Below are 21023 nucleotides of genomic sequence, written 5' to 3' on the forward strand. Positions count from 1 at the left end.
TCCACACAACGAAGACAGCACTGCACGGCTCGGCGCAGATTGCCGTTGCGGGACATCCGGCGATCGGGGATCCCTCAGGCGCGCTGTATCTCGAAGACGACCGTGTCCTCATCGTTTCGGATCTGCACTTCGAGAAGGGATCGTCGTTCGCGCGGCGCGGCATGATGCTGCCGCCATATGATACAGCGTCGACGCTCGCGGCGCTTGCCAAGGTGATGGCGCGCTATGATCCGGCCTGCGTCATCAGCCTCGGCGACAGTTTTCATGACGGCAAGGCCGCGGCGCGCCTGCCAGAGGTCTATGCGGCGCAGCTTGCCGCACTGATGGCGGGGCGCGAATGGATATGGATCACAGGCAACCACGACCCCGAACATCCGGCCGACCTTCCGGGCGAAACCTTCACGGAACTTGCATTCGGCAATCTCATTTTCCGCCATGAGCCCTCGAAATTCGCGTGCCGCGGCGAAATTGCCGGACACCTCCACCCGGCAGCCAAGGTGGTGCACCGCGGCCAGTCAGTGCAGCGGCGCTGCTTCGTCAGCGACCATTCGCGGCTGATCATGCCGGCATTCGGCGCCTATACGGGCGGGATGAACATCATGAGCCGCGCATTCCACGGCCTCTTCGATATCCATGCTCTCACCGCCTATATGCTCGGGCGCGCCCGCATTTACGCGATGGCCGGCAAGGCGCTTTATCTTTAGATTGGCAACCGCCCATCCTCTTTCAGCGTGTCGAGCACGATAGCGGTTTTGACATTCTGAACTGATTCATGCGGCAGCAATACCTCATTGACGAAAGCGGAGAGCGCCCGCAGATCAGGCGTCACTACCTTGATAAAGTAATCCATTTCGCCTGTGAGCGCATGGGCCTCCATCACTTGCGGCAATCTCGAGATAAGGTCGGAGAAGCGCCGGGCGTTGTCGCGATTGTGTGTCGCGAGCGTCACCGAAATAATGTTGACGATGCCAAGGCCGAGTTTTTCGCGGTCGATCTCCGCGCGGTAGCCGCGAATATAGCCCCCCCCCTCCAGGCGCGACCGGCGGCGCGAACATTGCGAGGGCGAGAGATTGATCTTTTCCGAAAGTTCGTTGTTTGTCAGCCGTCCATCTTCCTGCAAGCTGAACAGTATCTTGCGGTCAAATGCGTCAAGATGCTCCATTCGTGCTCCTTGTAACGCCAATGTGCATACAACGTGCATTATTTACGTCCAGACGGCGTTGAAATGCAAGCACCATGCGGCTGATTTGCGCGATAATGAGGGTGGTACATGGAGGATGATATGGGACCGTTTCCGCACGACGCACCGAAAGCCGCAATCACCAAGGCAAACCCAGCTGGCACCGACGGATTCGAGTTCGTGGAATTTGCCCATCCCGAGCCGGAAAAGCTCGAAGAGTTGTTCGCACGCATGGGCTATGTGCCGGTTGCGCGCCACAAGAGCAAGAACATCACAGTTTGGCGCCAAGGCGACATCAATTACGTTCTCAACGCCGAACCAAATTCTCATGCGACCAATTTCGTCTCGAAGCATGGCCCCTGCGCCCCTTCCATGGCCTGGCGCGTGGTCGATGCCAATCACGCCTTTAATCATGCGGTCGCCAAGGGTGCGACCCCTTATGAGGGCGAGGACAAGACCCTGGACGTCCCTGCCATCGTGGGGATCGGCGGTTCGCTTTTGTACTTCATCGAAACCTATGGCGAGCGCGGATCGGCTTACGACGCCGAATTCGAATGGCTCGGCGAACGCGATCCGAAGCCGGAAGGCGTCGGGTTCTATTACCTCGACCACCTCACCCACAATGTCTATCGCGGCAACATGGACAAATGGTGGGGATTCTACCGCGAGCTCTTTGGCTTCAAGCAGATCCACTTCTTCGATATAGCCGGGAAGCTGACGGGGCTCGTCTCCCGCGCGATCACGTCGCCTTGCGGAAAGATCCGCATCCCGCTCAATGAATCGACGGACGACAAGAGCCAGATCGAGGAGTATCTGCGGAAATACAAGGGCGAAGGCATTCAGCATATCGCGGTCGGGACAGAGGCGATTTACGAAGCTACCGACAAGCTGTCCCTAAACGGGCTCAAATTCATGCCCGGCCCGCCTGAAACCTATTATGAGAAGTCGCACGAGCGTGTGCAGGGCCATGACGAGCCGATCGAGCGCATGAAGACGCACGGCATTCTGATCGACGGCGAAGGTGTCATCGATGGCGGCATGACGAAGATCCTTCTGCAGATCTTCTCCAAGACCGTGATCGGCCCGATCTTCTTCGAATTCATTCAGCGCAAGGGCGACGAAGGCTTTGGCGAAGGCAATTTCCGCGCCTTGTTTGAATCGATCGAGGAAGACCAGATTCGGCGCGGCGTCATCAAGATCGAAGCGGCGGAGTAGGTATAGATTGGAGCTTTAAAGATCCGCAGTCCACATTTATATTGGATGCATTATGAAACCAGCAACAATCGCCCCTATTGTACCAGCCGATTTCCCGCAGCTTAAGCAGCTTGCCTGGAACCGCGATGTTGCGCGCGCGATACCGGCACAAGAAGCGTTTGAAATCTACGAGCGCAATTGGCGCTTCATCGATACGGATAAGCTGACGGGACCTGAAGCGGATCTCATCAAAGATTTGACCGATACTTTCGGCAATGGCGTATTGCTGAATTCCTGACTTTCGTATCCATGCTTGCTGCTGCATAGTACCAATGCACAGCGAGAACAAATATGACCGAACTAAAAAGGGCGGAACACCGCGTTATCCTTGAGGCGCTGCGCCTGATGGATGCTTCGTTTCTGGCGACCAACCAATGCTGGTTCGGTGGTGGTACGTCAATCGTCCTCAAACTGGGCGAATATCGGCAGTCGCTGGATGTTGATTTCCTTTGCGCTGACCCGGACGGATATCGCGAACTGCGCAGCGCAGCCGTCGAGCGTGGTATTCGCGCGTTCTTTCCAGCACCTGTCGAACCGCTGCGCACATTTAAAATCGATCAATACGGATTGCGAACCGCGCTACGGCATAACGAACAGGTGATCAAATTCGAAATCATCCGCGAAGCGCGGATTGAGCTGTGTGGCCATATCGACTCGGAGCTTGGCCTACCGATGCTTGTCGAAGAGGATTTGTTTGCGGAGAAGCTCCTGGCAAATGCCGACAGGTGTCACGATCGCTCCGTTGCATATCGGGATGCCATCGACCTTGGCATGCTCGTGCACCATCATAAAAACATACCCGATATTGCGATCGCTAAGGCCGAAGGTGCCTATGGTGCCGACATTGTCCGCAAACTCGCATGGGTCGTTTCGAAATTGAACTCGACCGGCGAATTGCAGCGTGCAAGCGAAGTCCTGCAAATGGAAATGACCGATGCGAGGAGATCCATCGGAGCTTTGACGGGCGAAGTCATGCGTCGCTGGCCAGACCAAGTCCAAAACCCTATCGGATCTTTCAGCGGCGTCTAAAACTCTGACTTTGCCCAACCTTATCCCGAAACCGATGAACCGCGAGACCCGTCCGGCGATTTAACCAGGTAATCCCGGCCTCAGCCGATCAGGATGCGCCGCGGCAAAAGCACCGATCGCATCGCAACGGGCAGCGATGGCATTGACGCGCTCCAGACTTTCGATTTTGGCTCCCCAGCGCCTCGCATTGAAGACCTGCGGCACGAGGCAGAAATCGGCCATGGAAGGGGTATCGCCATGGCAAAAGTGCCCGGTTTCGGGGTGATCGAGCATGGTCTCGAATGCGCCCAGACCTTCAGAGATGAACTTATGCATCCAGTTGCGCCGCGCCGCTTCATCGCCGCCGGCAAGCTGCATGACATGCGATGCCACACCCAGATTGCAGACGGGATGGATTTCCATCGCGATCGCGTAGGAAAGCGCGCGAACCCGTTGTCGCCCCAAAGGATCGTCCGGCAGGAAGCGAGCCCCGGGGTGGGATTCGTTGAGGTATTCGATGATCGCAAGCGACTGGGTCATCATATGCCCGTCGATCGCGAGTGTCGGCACGAGCCCCTGCGGATTGCGACAGAGGTGATCGATGCCTTTATGCTCCTGGCTCAAGAGGTCGACCGGCACCCTGTCATACTCAAGCCAGAGCATGTTAAGGGCAATGCGCACGCGATAGCTCGCCGACGAGCGCCAATAATCATAGAGGATGGCTTTAGCGCCCATGGCGGGTCACCTGCTGTTCGATGGCGCCGAAGATCGAATGGCCGTATGCGTCTTTCATCTCTATGCGAACTGTGTCGCCGAAACGCATGAATGGCGTTCGCGGACTGCCGGTGGCGATCGTCTCGATCATGCGGATTTCGGCGATGCACGAGTAGCCGGCGCCATCCTCTTCAATGGGTTTGCCCGCTTCGCCGTCAAGCTTGTTCGAAACCGTCCCCGATCCGATGATCGTGCCGGCGCAAAGCGGGCGTGTCTTCGCCGCATGGGCAATCAACGTCGGAAAATCGAACGTCATGTCAATGCCGGCGTTGGCGCGGCCAAAGGGCCGGCCGTTGAGATCGACGCAGAGCGGCAGGCGCACTTTGCCGCCATCCCAGGTCTCGCCGAGTTCATCGGGTGTGACCGCCACGGGCGAGAAGGCCGACGACGGCTTTGACTGATAAAAGCCAAACCCTTTGCCAAGCTCGGCCGGAATGAGGTTGCGGAGGCTGACATCGTTGACCAACATGATCAGGCGGATCGCGGCCCGCGCTTCGTCGAGACCCGCGCCCATCGGCACGTCGTCGACGATCACCGCAACCTCGCCCTCCATGTCAATGCCATAGGCTTCGTCTGCCATGCGGATGGGTTCGCGCGGAGCAAGGAAACTGTCGGACCCACCCTGATAGATGAGCGGGTCAGTCCAGAAGCTCTCGGGCATCGGCGCATTGCGCGCCTGGCGGACCAGTTCGACATGATTGACATAGGCTGAACCGTCGGCCCACTGATAGGCGCGCGGCAGAGGCGATAGCGCATCATGTTCGTGAAAGCGCTCAAGAGGAACGGCGCGCAGGTCGAGGCTGGAGGCAAGCGCCGCGAGGTGCGGGGCGATACGCGACCAGTCGTCAAGCGCGGACTGCAACGTCGGCGCGAGGAACGAGGCATCGGTATAGTGGGTCAGATCTTTCGACACTATGACCAGTTTGCCATCACGCGTTCCATTATTGAGAGAGGCAAGTTTCATTTAATTTACGATCTCCTCCGACCAGTCGCCTTCCGGCGTCCCGTTGAACCGCTTGCGGAGACCTTTCCAGCAGTCGGCGTAATTGTCTTGCAGCGTCGGCGTATCAGCTGCATAGCGGGTAAGGTGCTGGGGGAAGCGCGTCTCGAACATGAAGGCAAGCGTGTTGTCCAGCCGCTGCGGCTTGAGTTCCACCGTGGATGCCTTGTTGAACCCCATCGTGTCCGGTCCATGCGGCAGCATCATGTTGTGAAGGCTTATGCCCCCAGGCACGAACCCCTCCTCCTTGGCATCGTATTGACCATACACCAGCCCCATGAATTCGGACATGATGTTGCGGTGGTACCAGGGCGGCCGGAAACTGTGCTCTGCAACCAGCCAGCGCGGCGGGAAAATAACGAAATCGACATTGGCCGTTCCCTCCTCGCCCGACGGCGCGGTGAGCACGGTGAAGATCGACGGATCGGGATGATCGAACAGGATCGCCCCGACTGGCGAGAACGTGCGCAGGTCATACTTGTAGGGCGCATAATTCCCGTGCCAAGCGACGACGTCCAACGGGGAATGATCGAGTGTCGTCTGATAGAACTTGCCGCACCATTTCACATGCAGACGGCAAGGAACTTCCTTGTCTTCGAAGGCTGCAACCGGTGTCTTGAAGTCGCGCGGGTTGGCCAGGCAGTTGGCACCAATCGGACCGCGATCCGGCAGGGCGAATTTTGCCCCGTAATTCTCGCAAATATAGCCCCTGGCCTCGCCGTCAGGCGCAGAGACCTTGAACATCATCCCGCGTGGGATCACGCAGATTTCCGAGGGTTCGATTTCGATGATGCCCATCTCGGTGAAAATGTTGAGGCTGTCCCTCTCGGGCAAAAGCAGCATTTCGCCATCCGCATTGAAGAAGTAGTCGTCCTCCATGGCAGTATTGAACGCGTAGACATGTGCGGACATGCCCACCTGACCGTGGACATCGCCAGCCGTGGTCATGGTGCGAATGCCATCAATAAAGTTGACGGAATCGCGCGGCATTGGCGTCGGATTCCAGCGTAACTGTCCAATCGGCAGTTCATGGTCATCGAGGTTTGGCGCGGTCTTCCAGTGCTCGCGCTTTCCCGGCGAAAAGCGCCCGCTATGCTTGACCGATGGGCGAATGCGATAGAGCCAGGATCGCTCGTTCGTGCCGCGCGGCGCAGTAAAGGGGGAGCCGGAGAGTTGCTCGGCGTAGAGGCCGTAAGCGCAGCGCTGCGGCGAGTTTTGTCCCTGCGGCAGGGCGCCTGGAAGCGATTCCGTCTCAAAGTCGTTGCCGAAGCCCGGCATATAGTGAAGAGCCATGATCGAACCTCCAATTTAGTTGCAATTGTGACGATCTATTTTGTAACTATCAATGACAATCGGGATTGTGGACATGAAAAGGAAGATCGACATCGACCCGCCGCTTATACTGGAGGCGTTCACCCCATACCGTCTCAACAAGGCGGCAGAAGCCGTGAGCCATCGTTTTGCGAGCCTTTACCGGGATCAGTATGGACTGACACGGCCGGAGTGGCGAACACTTGCAACGCTGGGCCAGTTTGGCACCATGACCGCCACGGCGATCGGGACTCATTCGTCAATGCACAAGACAAAAGTCTCGCGCGCCGTGCTTGCCCTCGAACAGCGGCGCTGGCTGTTGCGAAAGCGCGATGAGACCGACCGCCGTGTCGAGAATCTTATGCTGACCCCGGCCGGGCGGAAGGCCTATCTCGACCTTGTGAAAGTTGCGCATGACTTCGAGACTGAACTGCTGCAGCAACTGGGACCGCGCGGAGCAGCAGCGTTGAAGCATGGCCTCGAGGCGCTGGAGAAACTCGCGGGACAGACCGCCGGAAGCGGCGCCGCAATTGAATTGGGCAACGATCTCGCATATATGATGCGTGATGCTTGATGCGTGATGAGGCGCAAGACGATGCGAACAACGCTTGCAATTGATGATGACGTCCTCGCGGCGGCCAAGGGCCTTGCGGAGCGCCAGCGCAAAACTGTAGGTGAAGTCATATCGACACTCGCCCGCAAAGGTCTGCAAGCTCCAACGGCACGTCAAGCGACGCGAAACGGCGTGCCGCTCCTCCCGGCAGGCACCAATTCCACGCCGGTAACGATGGAACTGGTGAACCAACTTCGCGATGAATTGCCGTGACGCCATATCTCCTGGACGTCAATGTGCTGATTGCCCTATTCGATCCCGCACATGTCCATCACGATCCTGCACATGAGTGGTTTGCTGATATAGGACGGTCCAGTTGGGCCACTTGCCCAATAACCGAGAACGGTGCGATCCGTATTATCAGCAGCGCCCGCTACCTTAACTCACCGGGCACGCCAGCCGCGGTTGTTGCGCTTCTGGCCGGATTACGTGCCATTCCGGGTCATATCTTTTGGGCAGATGACATCAGCTTAATGGACAATTCCATTGATCCGTCGCGGCTGTTGAATGCCGGTCAGGTCACGGATACATACCTCCTGGCGCTTGCTCAGGCACACCAAGGGAAATTGGCGACCTTTGATCGGCGCCTCGTAACCGATGCGGTACGGGATGGCCGAAATTGTCTGCATGTCATTGGCGAACGAACCACTTAGCTCTTCAGCCTGTACCCCGTCCTGAATATCCAGCGCAGGATCAGAATGCACGCGAGGAGAAACACGGCTGTCATGACAAGGCTCGTTCCGATATGCACATCTGAAAGGCCAAAGAAGCTCCAGCGAAACCCGCTGATAAGATAGACGACGGGATTGAACAGCGTCACGGTCTGCCAGAATGGCGGCAACATGTCGATCGAATAGAAACTACCGCCGAGAAACGTCAGCGGTGTGATGATCATCAGCGGCACGAGCTGCAGCTTCTCAAAGCCATCCGCCCAGATGCCGATAATGAAACCGAACATACTGAAGGTTACCGCTGTCAGCACCAGGAACAGCAGCATCACGAAGGGGTGTTCGATGCGCAGCGGTACAAATAGCGCCGCAGTCGCAAGGATGATCACCCCGAGAATGATCGACTTCGTCGCCGCAGCCCCGACATAGGCGATCACGATCTCCACGTAGGAGACAGGTGCCGAGAGGAGTTCGTAGATCGTGCCGACGAACTTCGGGAAATAGATGCCGAACGACGCGTTGGAAATGCTCTGCGTCAACAGCGACAACATGATCAGGCCCGGCACGATGAACGCACCGTAGCTTACGCCGTTGATCTCGGGGATACGGCCGCCGATCGCCGAACCGAAAACCACGAAGTAAAGGCTCGTCGACAGAACCGGCGAAATGACGCTCTGCATGAGCGTGCGCCAGGTGCGATGCATTTCGAAGAGATAGATCGCCTTGATCGCGTAAAGGTTCATTTGCGTTCCCTCACCAGGTTGACGAAAATTTCCTCGAGCGAACTTTCCCGCGTCTGAATATCGCTGAAGCGGACACCTGCCTTGTCGAGATCCTTCAGGAGCGCCGTAATGCCCGTTCGTTCCTTGCGGGTATCGTAGTGATAAACGAGTTCGCTCCCGTCGGGCGAAAGTTCAAGCCCGTAGGCCGCCAAAGCTTCGGGTATTTCCTCGCGTTTCTCCTGGAGAAGCAGGCGCAACTCCTTCTTGCCGAGCGAGCGCATCAATGCGTCCTTCTCCTCGACGAGAATGATCTCGCCATGGCTGATGACGCCGATTCGATCGGCCATCTGTTCGGCCTCCTCGATATAGTGCGTCGTGAGGATAATGGTGACGCCCGATTCGCGCAGCGCCCGCACCACATTCCACATGTCGCGCCGCAATTCGACATCGACGCCAGCGCTCGGCTCATCGAGAAAAAGGATTTCCGGCTCGTGCGACAGCGCCTTGGCGATCATGACGCGCCGCTTCATGCCTCCCGAGAGCGTCATGATCTTGCTATCCTTCTTGTCCCATAGCGAAAGTTCCTTGAGGATCTTCTCGATGTGTGCGGGATTGGCCGGCTTGCCGAAAAGGCCGCGGCTGAAACTGACCGTCGCCCAGACGGTCTCGAATGCATCCGTCGTCAACTCCTGCGGCACGAGACCGATCTTGGAACGCGCCGCGCGGTATTCCTTGATGATATCGTGACCATCGGCGAGGATTGTGCCGGAGGTCGGATTGACGATGCCGCAAATGGTGCTGATCAGCGTCGTCTTGCCTGCGCCATTCGGCCCGAGCAGTGCGAAGATTTCGCCGTGGCGGATATCGAGATTGATATTCTTCAGCGCTTCAAAACCGGACTCATAGGTTTTGTTGAGGCTGGAGACGGAAATGGCTGAGGACATGAAGCTTCCCGGGGAGGACTTTGGGTTTGAATGCGGCGAGCGAAACGAAACCCTTTGGCGGAGGTCACCAGGGGAATGGTGTTCCTTATATGGGGTTAAGGCGGGATTTTCAAACCACCTCTCCTGACATTCGGCGTCAGCAGAGCGCAGGATCTGGCTAATCGAGAAAAAGGCCCGGACGATACCGGGCCTTCAATTGTTAAGCCTGTTCGCCGCGCACTTCCTTCATGCTCGGCAGGAAAATTGTGAGCAGGCCGAGGAAGGGCAGGAACGAGCAGATCATGTAAACGTAGTCGATGCCCTTGTTGTCGGCGACGAAGCCGAGCACCGCCGCCGCTATGCCGGCCATGCCGAAGGCGAAGCCGAAGAAGATGCCGGCAATCATGCCGACACGGCCCGGTACCAGTTCTTGAGCGAAGACAACGATCGCAGGGAAGGCTGAGGACAGGATAAGGCCGATCAGGACCGTGAGGACGCCTGTCCAGAAGAGGTCCGCATAAGGCATGATCAGCGTGAACGGCAAGACACCGAGAATCGAGAACCAGATCACGGCTTTCGTGCCGATCTTGTCACCAATCGGCCCGCCGACAATGGTGCCGACTGCCGCTGCGCCAAGGAACAGGAACAGCATCATCTGGGACTGCTGCACCGAGATCCCGAACTTGTGGATGACATAGAATGTGTAATAGCTCGATATGCTTGCGAGATAGATGTTCTTGGAAAAGACAAGCAAGGTCAGGATGATCAGCGACATGGCAACTTTGCCGCGCGGCAGTTTGAGTTGCTTGCTTGCAGCCGGCCTGTTCGCGTTGGCCTTGCGATAGCGCTGGTACCAGTTGCCGACCTGAAAAAGGACGATCATTCCGATGAGGGCCGCGGCGGAAAACCACGCAATACTCTGCTGGCCGCGAGGCAGCACGATGAAAGCTGCGAGCAGCGGACCGAGTGCGGTACCGAAATTGCCTCCCACCTGAAAGAAGGATTGCGCAAGACCGTGGCGGCCGCCCGAGGCAAGACGTGCCACCCGCGATGATTCCGGGTGAAAAATGGATGAACCAATGCCGATGAAGGCTGCGCCGGCAAGAAGCATGGCGTAGTGGGTTGCGACCGAAAGAAGTCCGAGGCCGACGAGCGAAAACGCCATGCCAACCGGGAGCGAATACGGCATGGGCCGCTTGTCGGTATACGTTCCGACAATCGGCTGCAGCAGCGAGGCGGTGACCTGGAAGGTCAGCGTCAGAAAGCCGATCTGCTTGAAATCGAGACCGTAATTTTGCTTGAGCATCGGATAGATCGCGGCAAGTAGCGACTGCATCATGTCGTTGAGCAAATGGCAGAAGCTGACGGCGAAAATTATCGCAAAGACGGTCGTGTCAGCGGAGGTCCGCTGTGCGGGCAAGGTCGTATCGGTCATCAAGGCGTTCCATCGAAAAACAAGGGCGTCGTCGCAAGGATTGCCCCGCCCTTTTTCAAACTGATATATCGGTTGCCATCAACCTGCTTTCGTGGTTTGGTCCAATTCTTTCGCAAGTGGGCCAAAACATGCGTTACCAAACCTTCGTTGCGCGTAATGCCGCCGGGTTGGAGCTCGAACAGTTGCACAGGTTGCGGCTGCAATGGCTGGAGCAGGCCGAGGGTGATGTTTTCGCGCTGGCCACGCTTTATCCGTCAGGCCACCACATTCCCGACCACCACCATATCCAGGCGCAATTGCTCCACGCAATTTCCGGCGTCGCGATGGTGACCACGAAATTCGGCCGCTGGATGGTGCCTCCGCACCACGCGCTGTGGCTGCCGGCCGGCGTCGAACACGCGGTGGACATGCTTGGCGATGTTTCGATGCATTCGATTTATGTGCGGCCGGATGCCGTGGCGGGATTGAAGGATCACCTGCACGTCGTCGGCCTGACACCGCTGATGGACAATCTCATTCGCGAAGCAGTCGCCGTTGCGCCCGAGAGGCAGGCGGAGGAACGCACGATGTTCGTCATGGGACTGTTGTTGCATGAGATTCCGAACCTTGAGGAGCGCCCACTTGGCCTGCCGTTTCCCGAGGATCGGCGGCTTGCCATGCTCTGTCGGGGTTTCCTGAAAGATCCCTCGCCGCACACCAATATCGACAATTGGGCGGACCGGCTCGGCATGAGCCGGCGCACGTTTACCCGTATGTTCCGCCGCGAAACAGGATTAAGCCTCTCGACGTGGCGTCAGCAGGCCTGTCTGCTCGCAGCCCTGCCCCGCCTCACCGAGGGCGAACCTGTGACCAGCGTCGCACTCGATCTCGGCTACAGCGTTCCTGCCTTCACAACCATGTTCAAACGCATGCTGGGCGCCCCGCCGCGCCATTATCTTCACTCTGCCGCCTGAACGCGCGGGCCCGGAACATAGTTGAGGATCGGACCCAGCCAACGCTCAACCTCTTCAACCGGCATGGATTTGCGGTTCGCATAGTCAGCCACCTGGTCGCGCTCCACCTTGGCAACGCCGAAATAATAGGATTCCGGGTGAGCGATATAGATGCCCGACACGGATGAGCCCGGCCACATCGCATAGCTTTCCGTCAGCCGCACGCCAATCTTGTCTTCCGCGTCAAGCAGACGAAACAGCGTATCCTTTTCTGTGTGGTCAGGCTGCGCCGGATAGCCGGGAGCGGGACGGATGCCGCGATAGGGCTCGCCGATAAGTTCATCCGCCGCAAATGTCTCTTCCGGCGCATAGCCCCAGAATTCCTTGCGGACGCGCTCGTGCATGAGTTCGGCAAAGGCTTCGGCAAAGCGATCGGCGAGCGCTTTGACGAGGATCGAGGAATAATCATCATTTGCCCGCTCGAACCGTTCGGCGATGGCGATTTCCTCAATGCCTGCCGTGACGACGAAGCCACCGACATAGTCTTGTGCACCGCTTGACACCGGCGCGACAAAATCAGCAAGAGCGAGATTCGGCCGGCCATCGCGTTTTGAAAGCTGCTGGCGCAGCGTGAACAGCGTTGCGATCTCCTTATCGCGGGCGTTGTCGGCAAAGAGGCGAATGTCATCCCCGACAGACCCTGCGGGCCAGAACCCGATGACGGCCTTTGGATTGAACCATTTCTCATCGATGATCTTTGTCAGCATCGCCTGCGCATCCGCAAAGAGCTGGCGCGCCGCCTCGCCTTGTGCCTCGTCCTGCAGGATCGCAGGATAGCGACCCTTGAGCTCCCAGGTCTGGAAGAAAGGCGTCCAATCGATGTAACGGGCAATTTCCGCAAGATCGTAATTTTCAAAAACGCGAGTGCCCGTAAATTGCGGCTCGGGCGGTACATAAGACGACCAGTCAACCTTATGAGCGTTGCCGCGGGCCTTCTCTAGGCTCAACCTTTGCTTGTCGGCTTCGTTGCGGGCATGCGCTTCCGCAACTTTCTCATATTCCGCGCGGATCGTATCGACAAAGCCGGGCTTGGCATCCATCGACAGAAGGTTCGAAACGACACCCACCGCCCGGCTTGCATCGGTCACATATACGGTCTGGCCATTGCTGTAGCGCGGATTGATCTTGACCGCCGTATGCACACGGCTCGTGGTTGCGCCTCCGATCAGCAGCGGAACATCGAAGCCCTCGCGCTCGAGTTCAGACGCAACATGGACCATCTCGTCGAGCGAGGGCGTGATAAGGCCCGAAAGGCCGATAATATCGACATTCTCGTCGCGCGCCGTCTGCAAAATCTTCGTTGACGGCACCATGACCCCGAGATCGACGATCTCGTAATTGTTGCAGGCGAGGACAACGCCGACAATGTTCTTGCCGATGTCGTGGACATCGCCCTTGACGGTCGCCATCAGCACCTTGCCGGCACTTTCGCGTTTTCCCGATCCGCCATTGGCAAGCTTCTCTGCCTCCATGTAGGGCAGCAGCACGGCGACGGCCTGCTTCATGACGCGGGCGGATTTCACTACCTGCGGCAGGAACATCTTGCCGGAACCAAACAGGTCGCCGACAACGTTCATGCCGGCCATCAGCGGTCCCTCGATGACATGAAGCGGGCGCTCGGCCCGTGCGCGCGCTTCTTCAGTGTCGGCTTCGATGAATTCGGTTATGCCATTGACGAGCGCGTGTTCCAGCCGCTTTTCGACGCTCCATTCGCGCCAGGCAAGATCGCGCTCGCGTGCTTCCCTGCCGGCCGAGCCCTTGTAGCGCTCGGCAAGGTCGAGCAGGCGTTCGGTGGCATCGTCCCGCCGGTTGAGGACCACATCCTCGCAGGCGTCGCGCAATTCCGGATCGATCGATTCGTAAACCGCCAATTGTCCGGCGTTGACGATGCCCATGTCCATGCCAGCCTGAATGGCATGGTAGAGGAAAACGGCGTGCATCGCTTCGCGCACCGGTTCATTCCCACGGAACGAGAAGGAAAGATTGGAAACGCCGCCGGAAATATGAGCGTGCGGCAAGGTCTGCGTGATCTGCCGGGTGGCTTCGATGAAGGCGACGCCATAACCGTTGTGCTCTTCGATGCCGGTAGCGACCGCGAAAATGTTCGGGTCGAACACGATATCCTCAGGCGCGAAGCCAGCCTCACGTGTCAGGAGTTCGTAGGCGCGCGTACAAATCTCCACCTTGCGCTTGAGCGTATCGGCCTGGCCCTCGGTATCGAACGCCATGACGACGACAGCCGCCCCATAGGCGCGAACCTTCCTTGCATGAGCGATGAAGGCGTCTTCACCTTCCTTCATTGAGATCGAATTGACGAGCGGCTTGCCCTGGACACATTTGAGCCCGGCTTCGATCACGTCCCATTTCGACGAATCGATCATTACCGGCACGCGTGCGATGTCGGGTTCGGCGGCGATCAGATTGAGAAAGTCGACCATGGCCTTCTCGCTGTCGATCAGTCCCTCGTCCATGTTGATGTCGATGATCTGCGCGCCGTTTGCGACCTGGTCACGCGCAACATCGAGCGCCGCCGGCAGATCGCCTGCGGTAATCAGCTTCCGGAATTTCGCCGAGCCGGTAATGTTGGTGCGTTCGCCAACATTGACGAAGGCGATATCCTTGGTCAGCGTGAATGGCTCCAGGCCGGATAGCCGCATATGGGTTTCGGTCTCGGGAATGGGGCGCGGCCGGTATTTGCCGACCGCTTCGGCAATGGCTCTTATGTGTTCCGGAGTCGAGCCACAGCAGCCGCCGACAATGTTCAGCAGGCCGTCCTTGGCGAACTCTTCGAGTTGCGCCGCCATCGCTTCAGGACTCTCGTCATATTGACCGAATTCATTCGGGAGCCCTGCATTGGGATAGGCGCACACGAACGTATCGGCGACTGCCGCGATCTCGGCCAGATGGTCGCGCATGGCACTGGCCCCGAGCGCACAATTGAGACCGATGGTGAAGGGCCTGGCATGACGTACGGAGTACCAGAAGGCGGTCGGCGTCTGTCCCGACAGGGTGCGTCCGGAAAGATCTGTGATGGTCCCGGAGATCATGACCGGCAGGTTGATTGCCTTTTCCTCGAAGACTTCCTGCGTCGCGAAGATGGCAGCCTTGGCATTCAGCGTGTCGAAGATCGTCTCGATGAGGATGATGTCGGCGCCACCGTCGATCAATCCCCTCACCTGCTCGGCATAGGCCGCCCGCAGGGTATCGAACGTCACCGCGCGGTAGCCCGGATTGTTCACGTCAGGCGATATCGATGCCGTGCGGTTCGTCGGTCCGAGCGCGCCCGCAACGAAGCGGCGCTTGCCGTCCTTCTGCTCCGCCTTCAGCGCGGCGCGGCGCGCAAGCCGGGCGCCATCGCGATTGAGCTCATAGACCACGTCCTCCATGCTGTAGTCGGCCTGGGCGATCGTGGTCGAGGAAAAGGTATTGGTCTCGAGTATGTCGGCGCCGGCCATTGCATAGGCGTAGTGGATGTCCTCAATCGCCTGCGGTTCGGTCAAGATGAGAAGATCGTTGTTGCCCTGGAGGTGGCAGGCGCAATCGGCGAAACGCTCGCCGCGAAAATTTTCCTCCTTCAGGCCGAGGCCCTGGATCTGCGTCCCCATGGCGCCGTCAAGGATAAGGATTCGCTCTTTAGCTGCCTGCGTCAGCGCTGCAAAAACCTCGGAGCCGTCGCGGGGTGCCGCTTCCGGGCCGAGCAATTTTTCGCCAATCGTTCCAGATGCAATACCCATGACTCGAAATGTCTCATAATGATTTTTAGGGAGGCGCAAAGGTCACATAAAGATATCTTTATGTCAACAAGTCAGTTCTAATGGCGGCAAATAATGTCGCAACGCCGCAGGCGCACCACCATGCCCGCAGCGCCCTCCCGAGGCTCGTCCGAGACATAGGAATCGCTCGGTTACTTGTTGAGAATGAGTTTGCCCTGGCGCGTGATCTTCAACCGGTACAAGGAGCCGCCATGTTCGATACCAACTTCCTTATTGCCTTTAAAAAGCACTTCACTACCTAGAACGCGGAATTCAGGCGCTGATGGCTGGACAGGCGCGGCAGGTCGCGAGACAGGATTTGGAAGGCGGACCTGAAGGTCGATGATCTGGCGGCGGGACATTTTGGGCCTTTCGTTGAACGGCAACCCGCGTCGGCCGCCGTTCAATAAACTTGATAAGTATATTCATATTTAATCCGAACACTCGGATCAAGTCAATCAATCGAAAGTCAGACAACATCGCTGGAACCGGATTTCAGTCAAAAAGAAAGGCCCTTGCGGGCCTTTCGATCGCAAGCTGGACAGACCAGCCTTAATCAGAACGGTGAATCCGGGAAGTAGAATTCCTTGGCGTTGTCCTTGGTCACAAGGGTTGCGTCGAGGATGTACTTGCCGCGCACCGGAACCTGATCGTAGAAGTTCGCAACCGTCAGTTCCATCGCTGTTGCAACCATTGATGGCGGGTAGAGAACGTTGATCGGGGTCATCTTGTCGCCGTCGGCAACGCGCTTGATCATGTCCTTCATACCGGCGCCGCCGATGACCATCTTGATGTCGGTGCGCTTAGCCTGATCGATGGCTTCGAGCACGCCAACTGCCATGTCATCGTCCTGGCACCATACGGCGTCGATCTTCGGGAACTTGGTCAGATAGTCCTGCATGATCTTGAAGGCATCATCGCGCGACCAGTTGCCGAACTGCTTGTCGAGAACCTTGATCCCGCTGCCGGCAATCGCATCGTCGAAACCCTTCTGGCGCTCTTCGTCAATGACGATCGGGAGGCCCCGGATGACAACGACGTCGCCGGTCTTCAACGTATCCTTGAGGTATTCGCCGGCGACGCGGCCGAGCTCCGGATTGTTGCCGGCAACATAGAGATCCTGGATCGTCGGATCGGAAAGAGCGCGGTCAACGACCGTCACGAAGACGCCCTTTTCCTTTACCGCACGGATCGGATCTGTCAGTTCGTCCGAATTGTGCGGCAGCGTTACCAGCGCGTCGATGCCCTGTGTGGTCAGGTCTTCGAGCGCGTTTGCCTGCGCAGCACCGTCCGGCGAAGTCTTGATGGTGATCTTCAGGCCTGGGTGAGCGGCTTCTAGAAGCTTGGCGGCCCGTTCTGCATGATAGACGACGCCGCCGGTCCAGCCGTGGTCGGCCGCAGGTATAGAGACGGCGATATTGACCTTCTTGTCCTGCGCGTAGGCGAAGGTCATCGTCGAAGCGAGCGCCGCTCCAACAAGACCGATCAATAGTTTACGCATTTGTCTTCTCCCAATTTTCTGCTCGGGCCTTGATTGCGGCGCGGTGGGTGGCCCTGTTCCCCCGTCCGGTCTCGTTGCGATGGCCCTGCCACCGGTTTTCCTCTGCCGGCGTCACGCCTTCTTCTTCTGCAGGGTGCGCTGCACCAGCATGGCGATGATGATGATCGTGCCCTGCACTGCACCGATCAGGTATTCGCTGACGATATTGGAAAGCACCATGATATTGCCCACGACTTCCAGCATGAAGGCGCCGCAGATCGTTCCCCAGATGCGGCCGACGCCGCCGCGCAGCGCCGTACCGCCAATGACGACGGCAGTGATCGCCTGCAATTCCCACAGCATGCCCGTTGTCGTCGTGGCTGCGCCGAGACGCGGCACATAGACGACGACCGCGATGGCGACGCAAATGCCCTGAAGAATATAGGTCATGGCGCGTACGCGGTTGACGTGAATGCCCGAATAGCGCGCGACGTCTTCGTTCGAGCCGACAGCAATCACGTGGCGGCCAAAGGACGTCTTATAGAGAATGAAGGCGCCAAGAACTCCGACGATGATGATGATCCAGACCGGTATCGGCAGGCCAAGAAACACGCCGGTGTAGACAGGGCGGAACATGTTGCGCATCGCGATCGATTTCATGGCGATCGAGCCGCCATCCGCCAGCCACACGGTCACGGAGCGAAAGATCGCCATGGTGCCAAGCGTTACGATGAAGGGCTCGATCTTGCCGATGGTGATCACAGCACCATTGAGCAGACCCGCCAGCGCACCGACGCCGATGGCAACAACGACGCCTGCCGCAAGCATCGCCATGTCGCCATCGACCGCACCTGAATTCAGGAACAGGATCATGATGCCGGCGACGAGCGCCGCCATCGAGCCGACCGAAAGATCGAGCCCGCCCGCGGAAATGACGAAAGTCGCGCCAACGGCAATGATGGCGATGAAGGACGAGCGCGTTAAGACATTGAGCAAATTGTCGATCGAAAGGAAGTTCGGATTGACGAGCGCGCCGAGGACGAACAGCGCCGCCAACGCCAGGAATGGCGCAACCGCCGTCTTGTCGAGATCCGCCAGTTTGCGGCCAAAACCGCGTGTGTCGGTGATAACCTTGGTGTCGCTCATGCGTTCCCCGCACTGTAAAGCTCTGCTTCGTTGATCTTGACGCCGGTGGCGTAGACGACGATCTCGTCTTCCGTCATCGCGTCGCCGGTAACCTCGCCGACAATGCGCGACGAACGCATGACGAGAATGCGGTGGCAGATGCCGATGAGTTCCTGCATTTCGGAGGATATGACGACGACGGATTTGCCTGCCTTCGCGAGATCGGCAATGAACCTGTAGATCTGTTCCTTGGTGCCGATGTCGATACCGCGCGTCGGCTCATCAATGATGACGATGCTCGGCTCGAGCAGCATCATCTTGGCAAGGAGCAGTTTCTGCTGGTTGCCGCCTGAAAGCTGTCCAGCAAGAAGGTCGCGCCGGCGCGCCCTGATGTCGAAATCAGCGATTGCCTTGTCGAGGCTCTTGTCCTCGCGCTTGCGCTCGATGAGCGGCCCGTTGGTAAATTTGCCGAGCGTCGCCAGCGTCAGGTTGGTGCGCAGGTCTTGCGCCAGCAAAAGGCCTTTGCCCTTGCGATCCTCACTCAGATAAACGATGCCCGCTGACATGCTGTCGCGCACGCTGTGAAACTTGACCGGCTTGCCATTGAGTTTGACCTCGCCATGGGCAGTGCGCAGGCCGACAAGACCCTCGAACAATTCCGTGCGCCCGGCGCCGATCAGGCCTGCGAAGCCGAGGATTTCACCCTTGCGCAAGACAAAGCTCGCATCGCTGGCATAGCCCGGCACGTCAAAATTCTTTACCTCGAGAACGTTTTGCCGCGTCGCAGTATCCTCGCGTTCGGGATAGAGCTTCGACATGTCGCGCCCGACCATGAGGCGCGCCATGTCGACTGGCTGCAGTTCCGCCGCATGGCGGGTTGCAATCAGCTTGCCGTCGCGCAACACGGTGATCCGGTCGGCGATTGCCGCGACTTCCGGCAGGCGATGCGAGATATAGAGCACGGCGACGCCCTTGTCGCGCAGATCGCGGATGACCTTGAGCAGGGCTTCGGTCTCGAAGGGCGTCAGCGAGGCAGTGGGTTCGTCGAAGATGACGACACGATGCGGCACCTGCAGGGCGCGCGCGATCTGGACCAACTGGCGGCGGGCAATCGATAGCCGCGCAATCTGCGTCGTCGGCTCAATTTCTGCACCGAGGCTGCGCACCGCTTCTGCGGACTGACGGTTCATTTCGCGGTCGTTGACCATCAGACCGCGCTTCAGTTCCCGGCCCATGAAGATGTTCTGGGCAACCGTCAAATCCGGCGCGAGCAAAATCTCCTGGTGGACGAGCACGAGGCCGCGGTGTTCTGCATCTACGGGACCGTTGAATATGACGGGCTCTCCGTCAATCGCCACCGCTCCACGCGTCGGCGAAAGGTGGCCGCTCAGGAGCTTCATCAGGGTCGACTTGCCAGCACCATTCTCGCCGATGATGGCATGCACCTCGCCCGGCATGACCGACAGGGTTATATCGGTCAGGACCTCGACCGGGCCGAATGCCTTGGCTATGCCACGCGCCTCGAGGACGGGGAGCGAAGTGCTGGTCTCTCCTGTGGGTGCCACGCTCATGATTGGCACCTCCCTCTGTCCTGCCGATTGCCCATCACACCTTCGTCCAGACGCCGCCGGCTTTCGACGATTTCACCGCGGCTTCGATGAATTCCATGCCTATGAGACCATCTTCCACGGTTGGGAATACTACATCCTTTGGCGCCTTCTTGCCGGTGCGCGCAGCGATGATGGCCTGCGCCGCCTCGCTGTAAATATTGGCGAAACCTTCCAGATAGCCTTCAGGATGGCCGCTTGGCACGCGCGTCAGGCGCGCCGCCTCGGGCGAAGCCCCCGCCCCGCCCCGGGTCAGCAACTGCTTGGGCTTGCCGAATGGCGTGTACCAGAGATAGTTCGGGTCGGCCTGGGTCCATTCGAGACCGCCCTTGGTGCCGTAGACGCGCAGCTTGAGCCCGTTTTCGTTGCCGGGCGCCACCTGGCTTGCCCAGATCATGCCCTTTGCTCCACCGTCAAAGCGGAGCAGGATTTGCACGTCATCGTCGAGCACCCTGCCCTCGCCGAAACTGGTCAATTCGGCACACAGCTGCTTGAGCTTCAGCCCCGAAACGAAACAGGCAAGGTTATACGCGTGCGTGCCGATATCGCCGATGGCTCCGCCAGCCCCCGAGCGTTTCGGATCGACGCGCCATTCGGCCTGCTTGGAACCCGTGGCCTCGGTCTTTTCAGTCATCCAGTCCTGCGGATACTCGGCCTGCACCACGCGCAGGTCGCCGAGCAGACCCTTTGCCACCATGGCCCGCGCCTGTCGGATCATCGGGTATCCGGTGTAATTGTGGGTGAGGATGAACAGCTTGCCGCTCTTGCCGGCAAGCGAGACCAGTTCCTTGGCTTCCTTCACCGTCGTCGTCAGCGGCTTGTCGCAGATGACATGAATGCCGGCCTTCAGGAATGCCTTGGCGGCTGGCGCGTGCATGTGGTTGGGCGTGACGATGGAAACCGCCTCGATGCCGTCCGGCCGCTTGGCCTCCTGCTTGGCCATATCCTCGAAGGAGGTGTAGGCACGCTCCTCGGCGATGCCGATCTCGCGTGCCGACGCCTTGGCTCGTTCCGGATCGGACGATAGGGCGCCGGCGACCAGCTCATATTGATCGTCGATACGCAAGGCGATGCGGTGCACCGCCCCTATGAAGGCGCCTTGCCCGCCGCCGACCATGCCGATGCGAATGCGGCGTGACGCCGGCTTTTCCTTCGATGCTCCGATGACCATCTCGTTCC

Annotated in this window: 21 protein-coding genes; 8 read left to right on the top strand and 13 right to left on the bottom strand. The window is 58.6% G+C overall.

Features of this window, described 5'->3' with window-relative positions; translation table 11 throughout:
* Window positions 1-20 precede the first annotated feature (20 nt).
* Window positions 21-704: a ligase-associated DNA damage response endonuclease PdeM gene (gene pdeM / locus BM074_RS16625; protein WP_175499054.1), complete on the top strand. Its 684-nt coding sequence runs from the start codon at window positions 21-23 to the stop codon at window positions 702-704.
* Here the strand turns inward: pdeM and BM074_RS16630 are convergent.
* The gene (locus BM074_RS16630; protein WP_091923478.1) at window positions 701-1162 is read right to left on the bottom strand and encodes an Lrp/AsnC family transcriptional regulator; all 462 of its coding nucleotides are present in this window, start codon (window positions 1160-1162) and stop codon (window positions 701-703) included. The genes pdeM and BM074_RS16630 overlap by 4 nt on opposite strands.
* A gap of 120 nt (window positions 1163-1282) precedes the next feature.
* Between BM074_RS16630 and hppD the strand changes: the two genes are divergently transcribed.
* Genes hppD through BM074_RS16645 form a run of 3 tightly spaced genes read left to right on the top strand, consistent with a single transcriptional unit; the run spans window position 1283 to window position 3463 of the window.
* Window positions 1283-2395 carry a 4-hydroxyphenylpyruvate dioxygenase gene (gene hppD / locus BM074_RS16635; RefSeq protein WP_091923480.1) on the top strand — a complete coding sequence of 371 codons (1113 nt, stop codon included), beginning with the start codon at window positions 1283-1285 and terminating at the stop codon, window positions 2393-2395.
* 52 nt (window positions 2396-2447) lie between these two features.
* The gene (locus tag BM074_RS16640) at window positions 2448-2672 is read left to right on the top strand and encodes a hypothetical protein (RefSeq protein WP_091923483.1); all 225 of its coding nucleotides are present in this window, start codon (window positions 2448-2450) and stop codon (window positions 2670-2672) included.
* Between the two features lie 53 nt (window positions 2673-2725).
* Window positions 2726-3463, top strand: coding sequence for a nucleotidyl transferase AbiEii/AbiGii toxin family protein (locus BM074_RS16645; RefSeq protein ID WP_091923484.1), 738 nt, complete (start codon window positions 2726-2728; stop codon window positions 3461-3463).
* 60 nt (window positions 3464-3523) lie between these two features.
* On the opposite strand, the gene maiA is transcribed toward BM074_RS16645, so the two are convergent.
* From maiA to hmgA, 3 genes are read right to left on the bottom strand one after another with little or no spacing between them, the layout of a single operon-like run.
* Complete coding sequence (gene maiA / locus BM074_RS16650) at window positions 3524-4177, bottom strand: maleylacetoacetate isomerase (protein WP_091923486.1); 654 nt, start codon at window positions 4175-4177, stop codon at window positions 3524-3526.
* A complete protein-coding gene (locus BM074_RS16655) occupies window positions 4167-5180 on the bottom strand; it encodes a fumarylacetoacetate hydrolase family protein (protein ID WP_091923488.1) in 1014 nt (337 codons plus the stop codon). The genes maiA and BM074_RS16655 overlap by 11 nt, the downstream gene beginning before the upstream one ends.
* A complete protein-coding gene (hmgA, locus tag BM074_RS16660; RefSeq protein WP_091923490.1) occupies window positions 5181-6509 on the bottom strand; it encodes a homogentisate 1,2-dioxygenase in 1329 nt (442 codons plus the stop codon). It abuts the gene before it with no gap.
* Window positions 6510-6582: 73 nt separating this feature from the next.
* On the opposite strand from hmgA, the gene BM074_RS16665 reads away from it, so the two are divergent.
* The 3 genes from BM074_RS16665 to BM074_RS16675 are packed head-to-tail and all read left to right on the top strand — an operon-like array spanning window position 6583 to window position 7793.
* Window positions 6583-7101 carry a MarR family winged helix-turn-helix transcriptional regulator gene (locus BM074_RS16665; protein WP_091923594.1) on the top strand — a complete coding sequence of 173 codons (519 nt, stop codon included), beginning with the start codon at window positions 6583-6585 and terminating at the stop codon, window positions 7099-7101.
* 21 nt (window positions 7102-7122) lie between these two features.
* Window positions 7123-7353 (top strand): CopG family transcriptional regulator, encoded by a 231-nt coding sequence (locus BM074_RS16670; protein ID WP_091923596.1) that lies wholly within the window; start codon window positions 7123-7125, stop codon window positions 7351-7353.
* A complete protein-coding gene (locus tag BM074_RS16675; RefSeq protein ID WP_091923491.1) occupies window positions 7350-7793 on the top strand; it encodes a TA system VapC family ribonuclease toxin in 444 nt (147 codons plus the stop codon). The genes BM074_RS16670 and BM074_RS16675 overlap by 4 nt, the downstream gene beginning before the upstream one ends.
* Here the strand turns inward: BM074_RS16675 and BM074_RS16680 are convergent.
* The 3 genes from BM074_RS16680 to BM074_RS16690 form a co-directional block, all read right to left on the bottom strand.
* Window positions 7790-8551 (bottom strand): ABC transporter permease, encoded by a 762-nt coding sequence (locus BM074_RS16680; RefSeq protein WP_027232293.1) that lies wholly within the window; start codon window positions 8549-8551, stop codon window positions 7790-7792. The two genes, BM074_RS16675 and BM074_RS16680, sit on opposite strands and share 4 nt — an antisense overlap.
* Entirely contained in the window at window positions 8548-9474 is a 927-nt protein-coding gene (locus BM074_RS16685; protein ID WP_091923493.1) for an ABC transporter ATP-binding protein, read from the bottom strand. Before BM074_RS16685 ends, BM074_RS16680 begins: the two co-directional genes overlap by 4 nt.
* A gap of 199 nt (window positions 9475-9673) precedes the next feature.
* Window positions 9674-10888 carry an MFS transporter gene (locus tag BM074_RS16690; RefSeq protein ID WP_091923495.1) on the bottom strand — a complete coding sequence of 405 codons (1215 nt, stop codon included), beginning with the start codon at window positions 10886-10888 and terminating at the stop codon, window positions 9674-9676.
* Between the two features lie 128 nt (window positions 10889-11016).
* Between BM074_RS16690 and BM074_RS16695 the strand changes: the two genes are divergently transcribed.
* Window positions 11017-11841, top strand: a complete 825-nt coding sequence (locus tag BM074_RS16695) for an AraC family transcriptional regulator (protein WP_027232296.1) — start codon at window positions 11017-11019, stop codon at window positions 11839-11841.
* Here BM074_RS16695 and metH read toward each other — a convergent pair.
* From metH to BM074_RS16725, 6 genes are all read right to left on the bottom strand, one after another.
* On the bottom strand, window positions 11826-15614 hold the full coding sequence (metH, locus tag BM074_RS16700; protein ID WP_091923497.1) for a methionine synthase: 3789 nt from the start codon (window positions 15612-15614) through the stop codon (window positions 11826-11828). The genes BM074_RS16695 and metH overlap by 16 nt on opposite strands.
* 170 nt (window positions 15615-15784) lie before the next feature.
* Complete coding sequence (locus tag BM074_RS16705) at window positions 15785-15994, bottom strand: hemin uptake protein HemP (RefSeq protein ID WP_027232298.1); 210 nt, start codon at window positions 15992-15994, stop codon at window positions 15785-15787.
* A 194-nt stretch (window positions 15995-16188) separates the two neighbouring features.
* Window positions 16189-17133, bottom strand: coding sequence for a substrate-binding domain-containing protein (locus BM074_RS16710; protein ID WP_027232299.1), 945 nt, complete (start codon window positions 17131-17133; stop codon window positions 16189-16191).
* A 111-nt stretch (window positions 17134-17244) separates the two neighbouring features.
* Entirely contained in the window at window positions 17245-18258 is a 1014-nt protein-coding gene (locus tag BM074_RS16715) for an ABC transporter permease (protein WP_027232300.1), read from the bottom strand.
* Window positions 18255-19808, bottom strand: a complete 1554-nt coding sequence (locus BM074_RS16720; protein WP_027232301.1) for a sugar ABC transporter ATP-binding protein — start codon at window positions 19806-19808, stop codon at window positions 18255-18257. Before BM074_RS16720 ends, BM074_RS16715 begins: the two co-directional genes overlap by 4 nt.
* A gap of 34 nt (window positions 19809-19842) precedes the next feature.
* Window positions 19843-21015, bottom strand: coding sequence for a Gfo/Idh/MocA family protein (locus tag BM074_RS16725; protein WP_027232302.1), 1173 nt, complete (start codon window positions 21013-21015; stop codon window positions 19843-19845).
* Between the last annotated feature and the right edge of the window lie 8 nt (window positions 21016-21023).

The organism is Phyllobacterium sp. CL33Tsu (genome assembly GCF_900113985.1).
In the GTDB taxonomy this organism is placed as follows: Bacteria; Pseudomonadota; Alphaproteobacteria; order Rhizobiales; family Rhizobiaceae; genus Phyllobacterium; species Phyllobacterium pellucidum.

Coding starts and splice junctions, on each gene's coding strand:
- BM074_RS16630 (WP_091923478.1), bottom strand. CDS start 1,162: ATGGAGCATCTTGACGCATTTGACCGCAAGATACTGTTCAGCTTGCAG.
- hppD (WP_091923480.1), top strand. CDS start 1,283: ATGGGACCGTTTCCGCACGACGCACCGAAAGCCGCAATCACCAAGGCA.
- BM074_RS16640 (WP_091923483.1), top strand. CDS start 2,448: ATGAAACCAGCAACAATCGCCCCTATTGTACCAGCCGATTTCCCGCAG.
- BM074_RS16645 (WP_091923484.1), top strand. CDS start 2,726: ATGACCGAACTAAAAAGGGCGGAACACCGCGTTATCCTTGAGGCGCTG.
- maiA (WP_091923486.1), bottom strand. CDS start 4,177: ATGGGCGCTAAAGCCATCCTCTATGATTATTGGCGCTCGTCGGCGAGC.
- BM074_RS16655 (WP_091923488.1), bottom strand. CDS start 5,180: ATGAAACTTGCCTCTCTCAATAATGGAACGCGTGATGGCAAACTGGTC.
- hmgA (WP_091923490.1), bottom strand. CDS start 6,509: ATGGCTCTTCACTATATGCCGGGCTTCGGCAACGACTTTGAGACGGAA.
- BM074_RS16665 (WP_091923594.1), top strand. CDS start 6,583: ATGAAAAGGAAGATCGACATCGACCCGCCGCTTATACTGGAGGCGTTC.
- BM074_RS16670 (WP_091923596.1), top strand. CDS start 7,123: ATGCGAACAACGCTTGCAATTGATGATGACGTCCTCGCGGCGGCCAAG.
- BM074_RS16680 (WP_027232293.1), bottom strand. CDS start 8,551: ATGAACCTTTACGCGATCAAGGCGATCTATCTCTTCGAAATGCATCGC.
- BM074_RS16685 (WP_091923493.1), bottom strand. CDS start 9,474: ATGTCCTCAGCCATTTCCGTCTCCAGCCTCAACAAAACCTATGAGTCC.
- BM074_RS16690 (WP_091923495.1), bottom strand. CDS start 10,888: ATGACCGATACGACCTTGCCCGCACAGCGGACCTCCGCTGACACGACC.
- BM074_RS16695 (WP_027232296.1), top strand. CDS start 11,017: ATGCGTTACCAAACCTTCGTTGCGCGTAATGCCGCCGGGTTGGAGCTC.
- metH (WP_091923497.1), bottom strand. CDS start 15,614: ATGGGTATTGCATCTGGAACGATTGGCGAAAAATTGCTCGGCCCGGAA.
- BM074_RS16705 (WP_027232298.1), bottom strand. CDS start 15,994: ATGTCCCGCCGCCAGATCATCGACCTTCAGGTCCGCCTTCCAAATCCT.
- BM074_RS16710 (WP_027232299.1), bottom strand. CDS start 17,133: ATGCGTAAACTATTGATCGGTCTTGTTGGAGCGGCGCTCGCTTCGACG.
- BM074_RS16715 (WP_027232300.1), bottom strand. CDS start 18,258: ATGAGCGACACCAAGGTTATCACCGACACACGCGGTTTTGGCCGCAAA.
- BM074_RS16720 (WP_027232301.1), bottom strand. CDS start 19,808: ATGAGCGTGGCACCCACAGGAGAGACCAGCACTTCGCTCCCCGTCCTC.
- BM074_RS16725 (WP_027232302.1), bottom strand. CDS start 21,015: ATGGTCATCGGAGCATCGAAGGAAAAGCCGGCGTCACGCCGCATTCGC.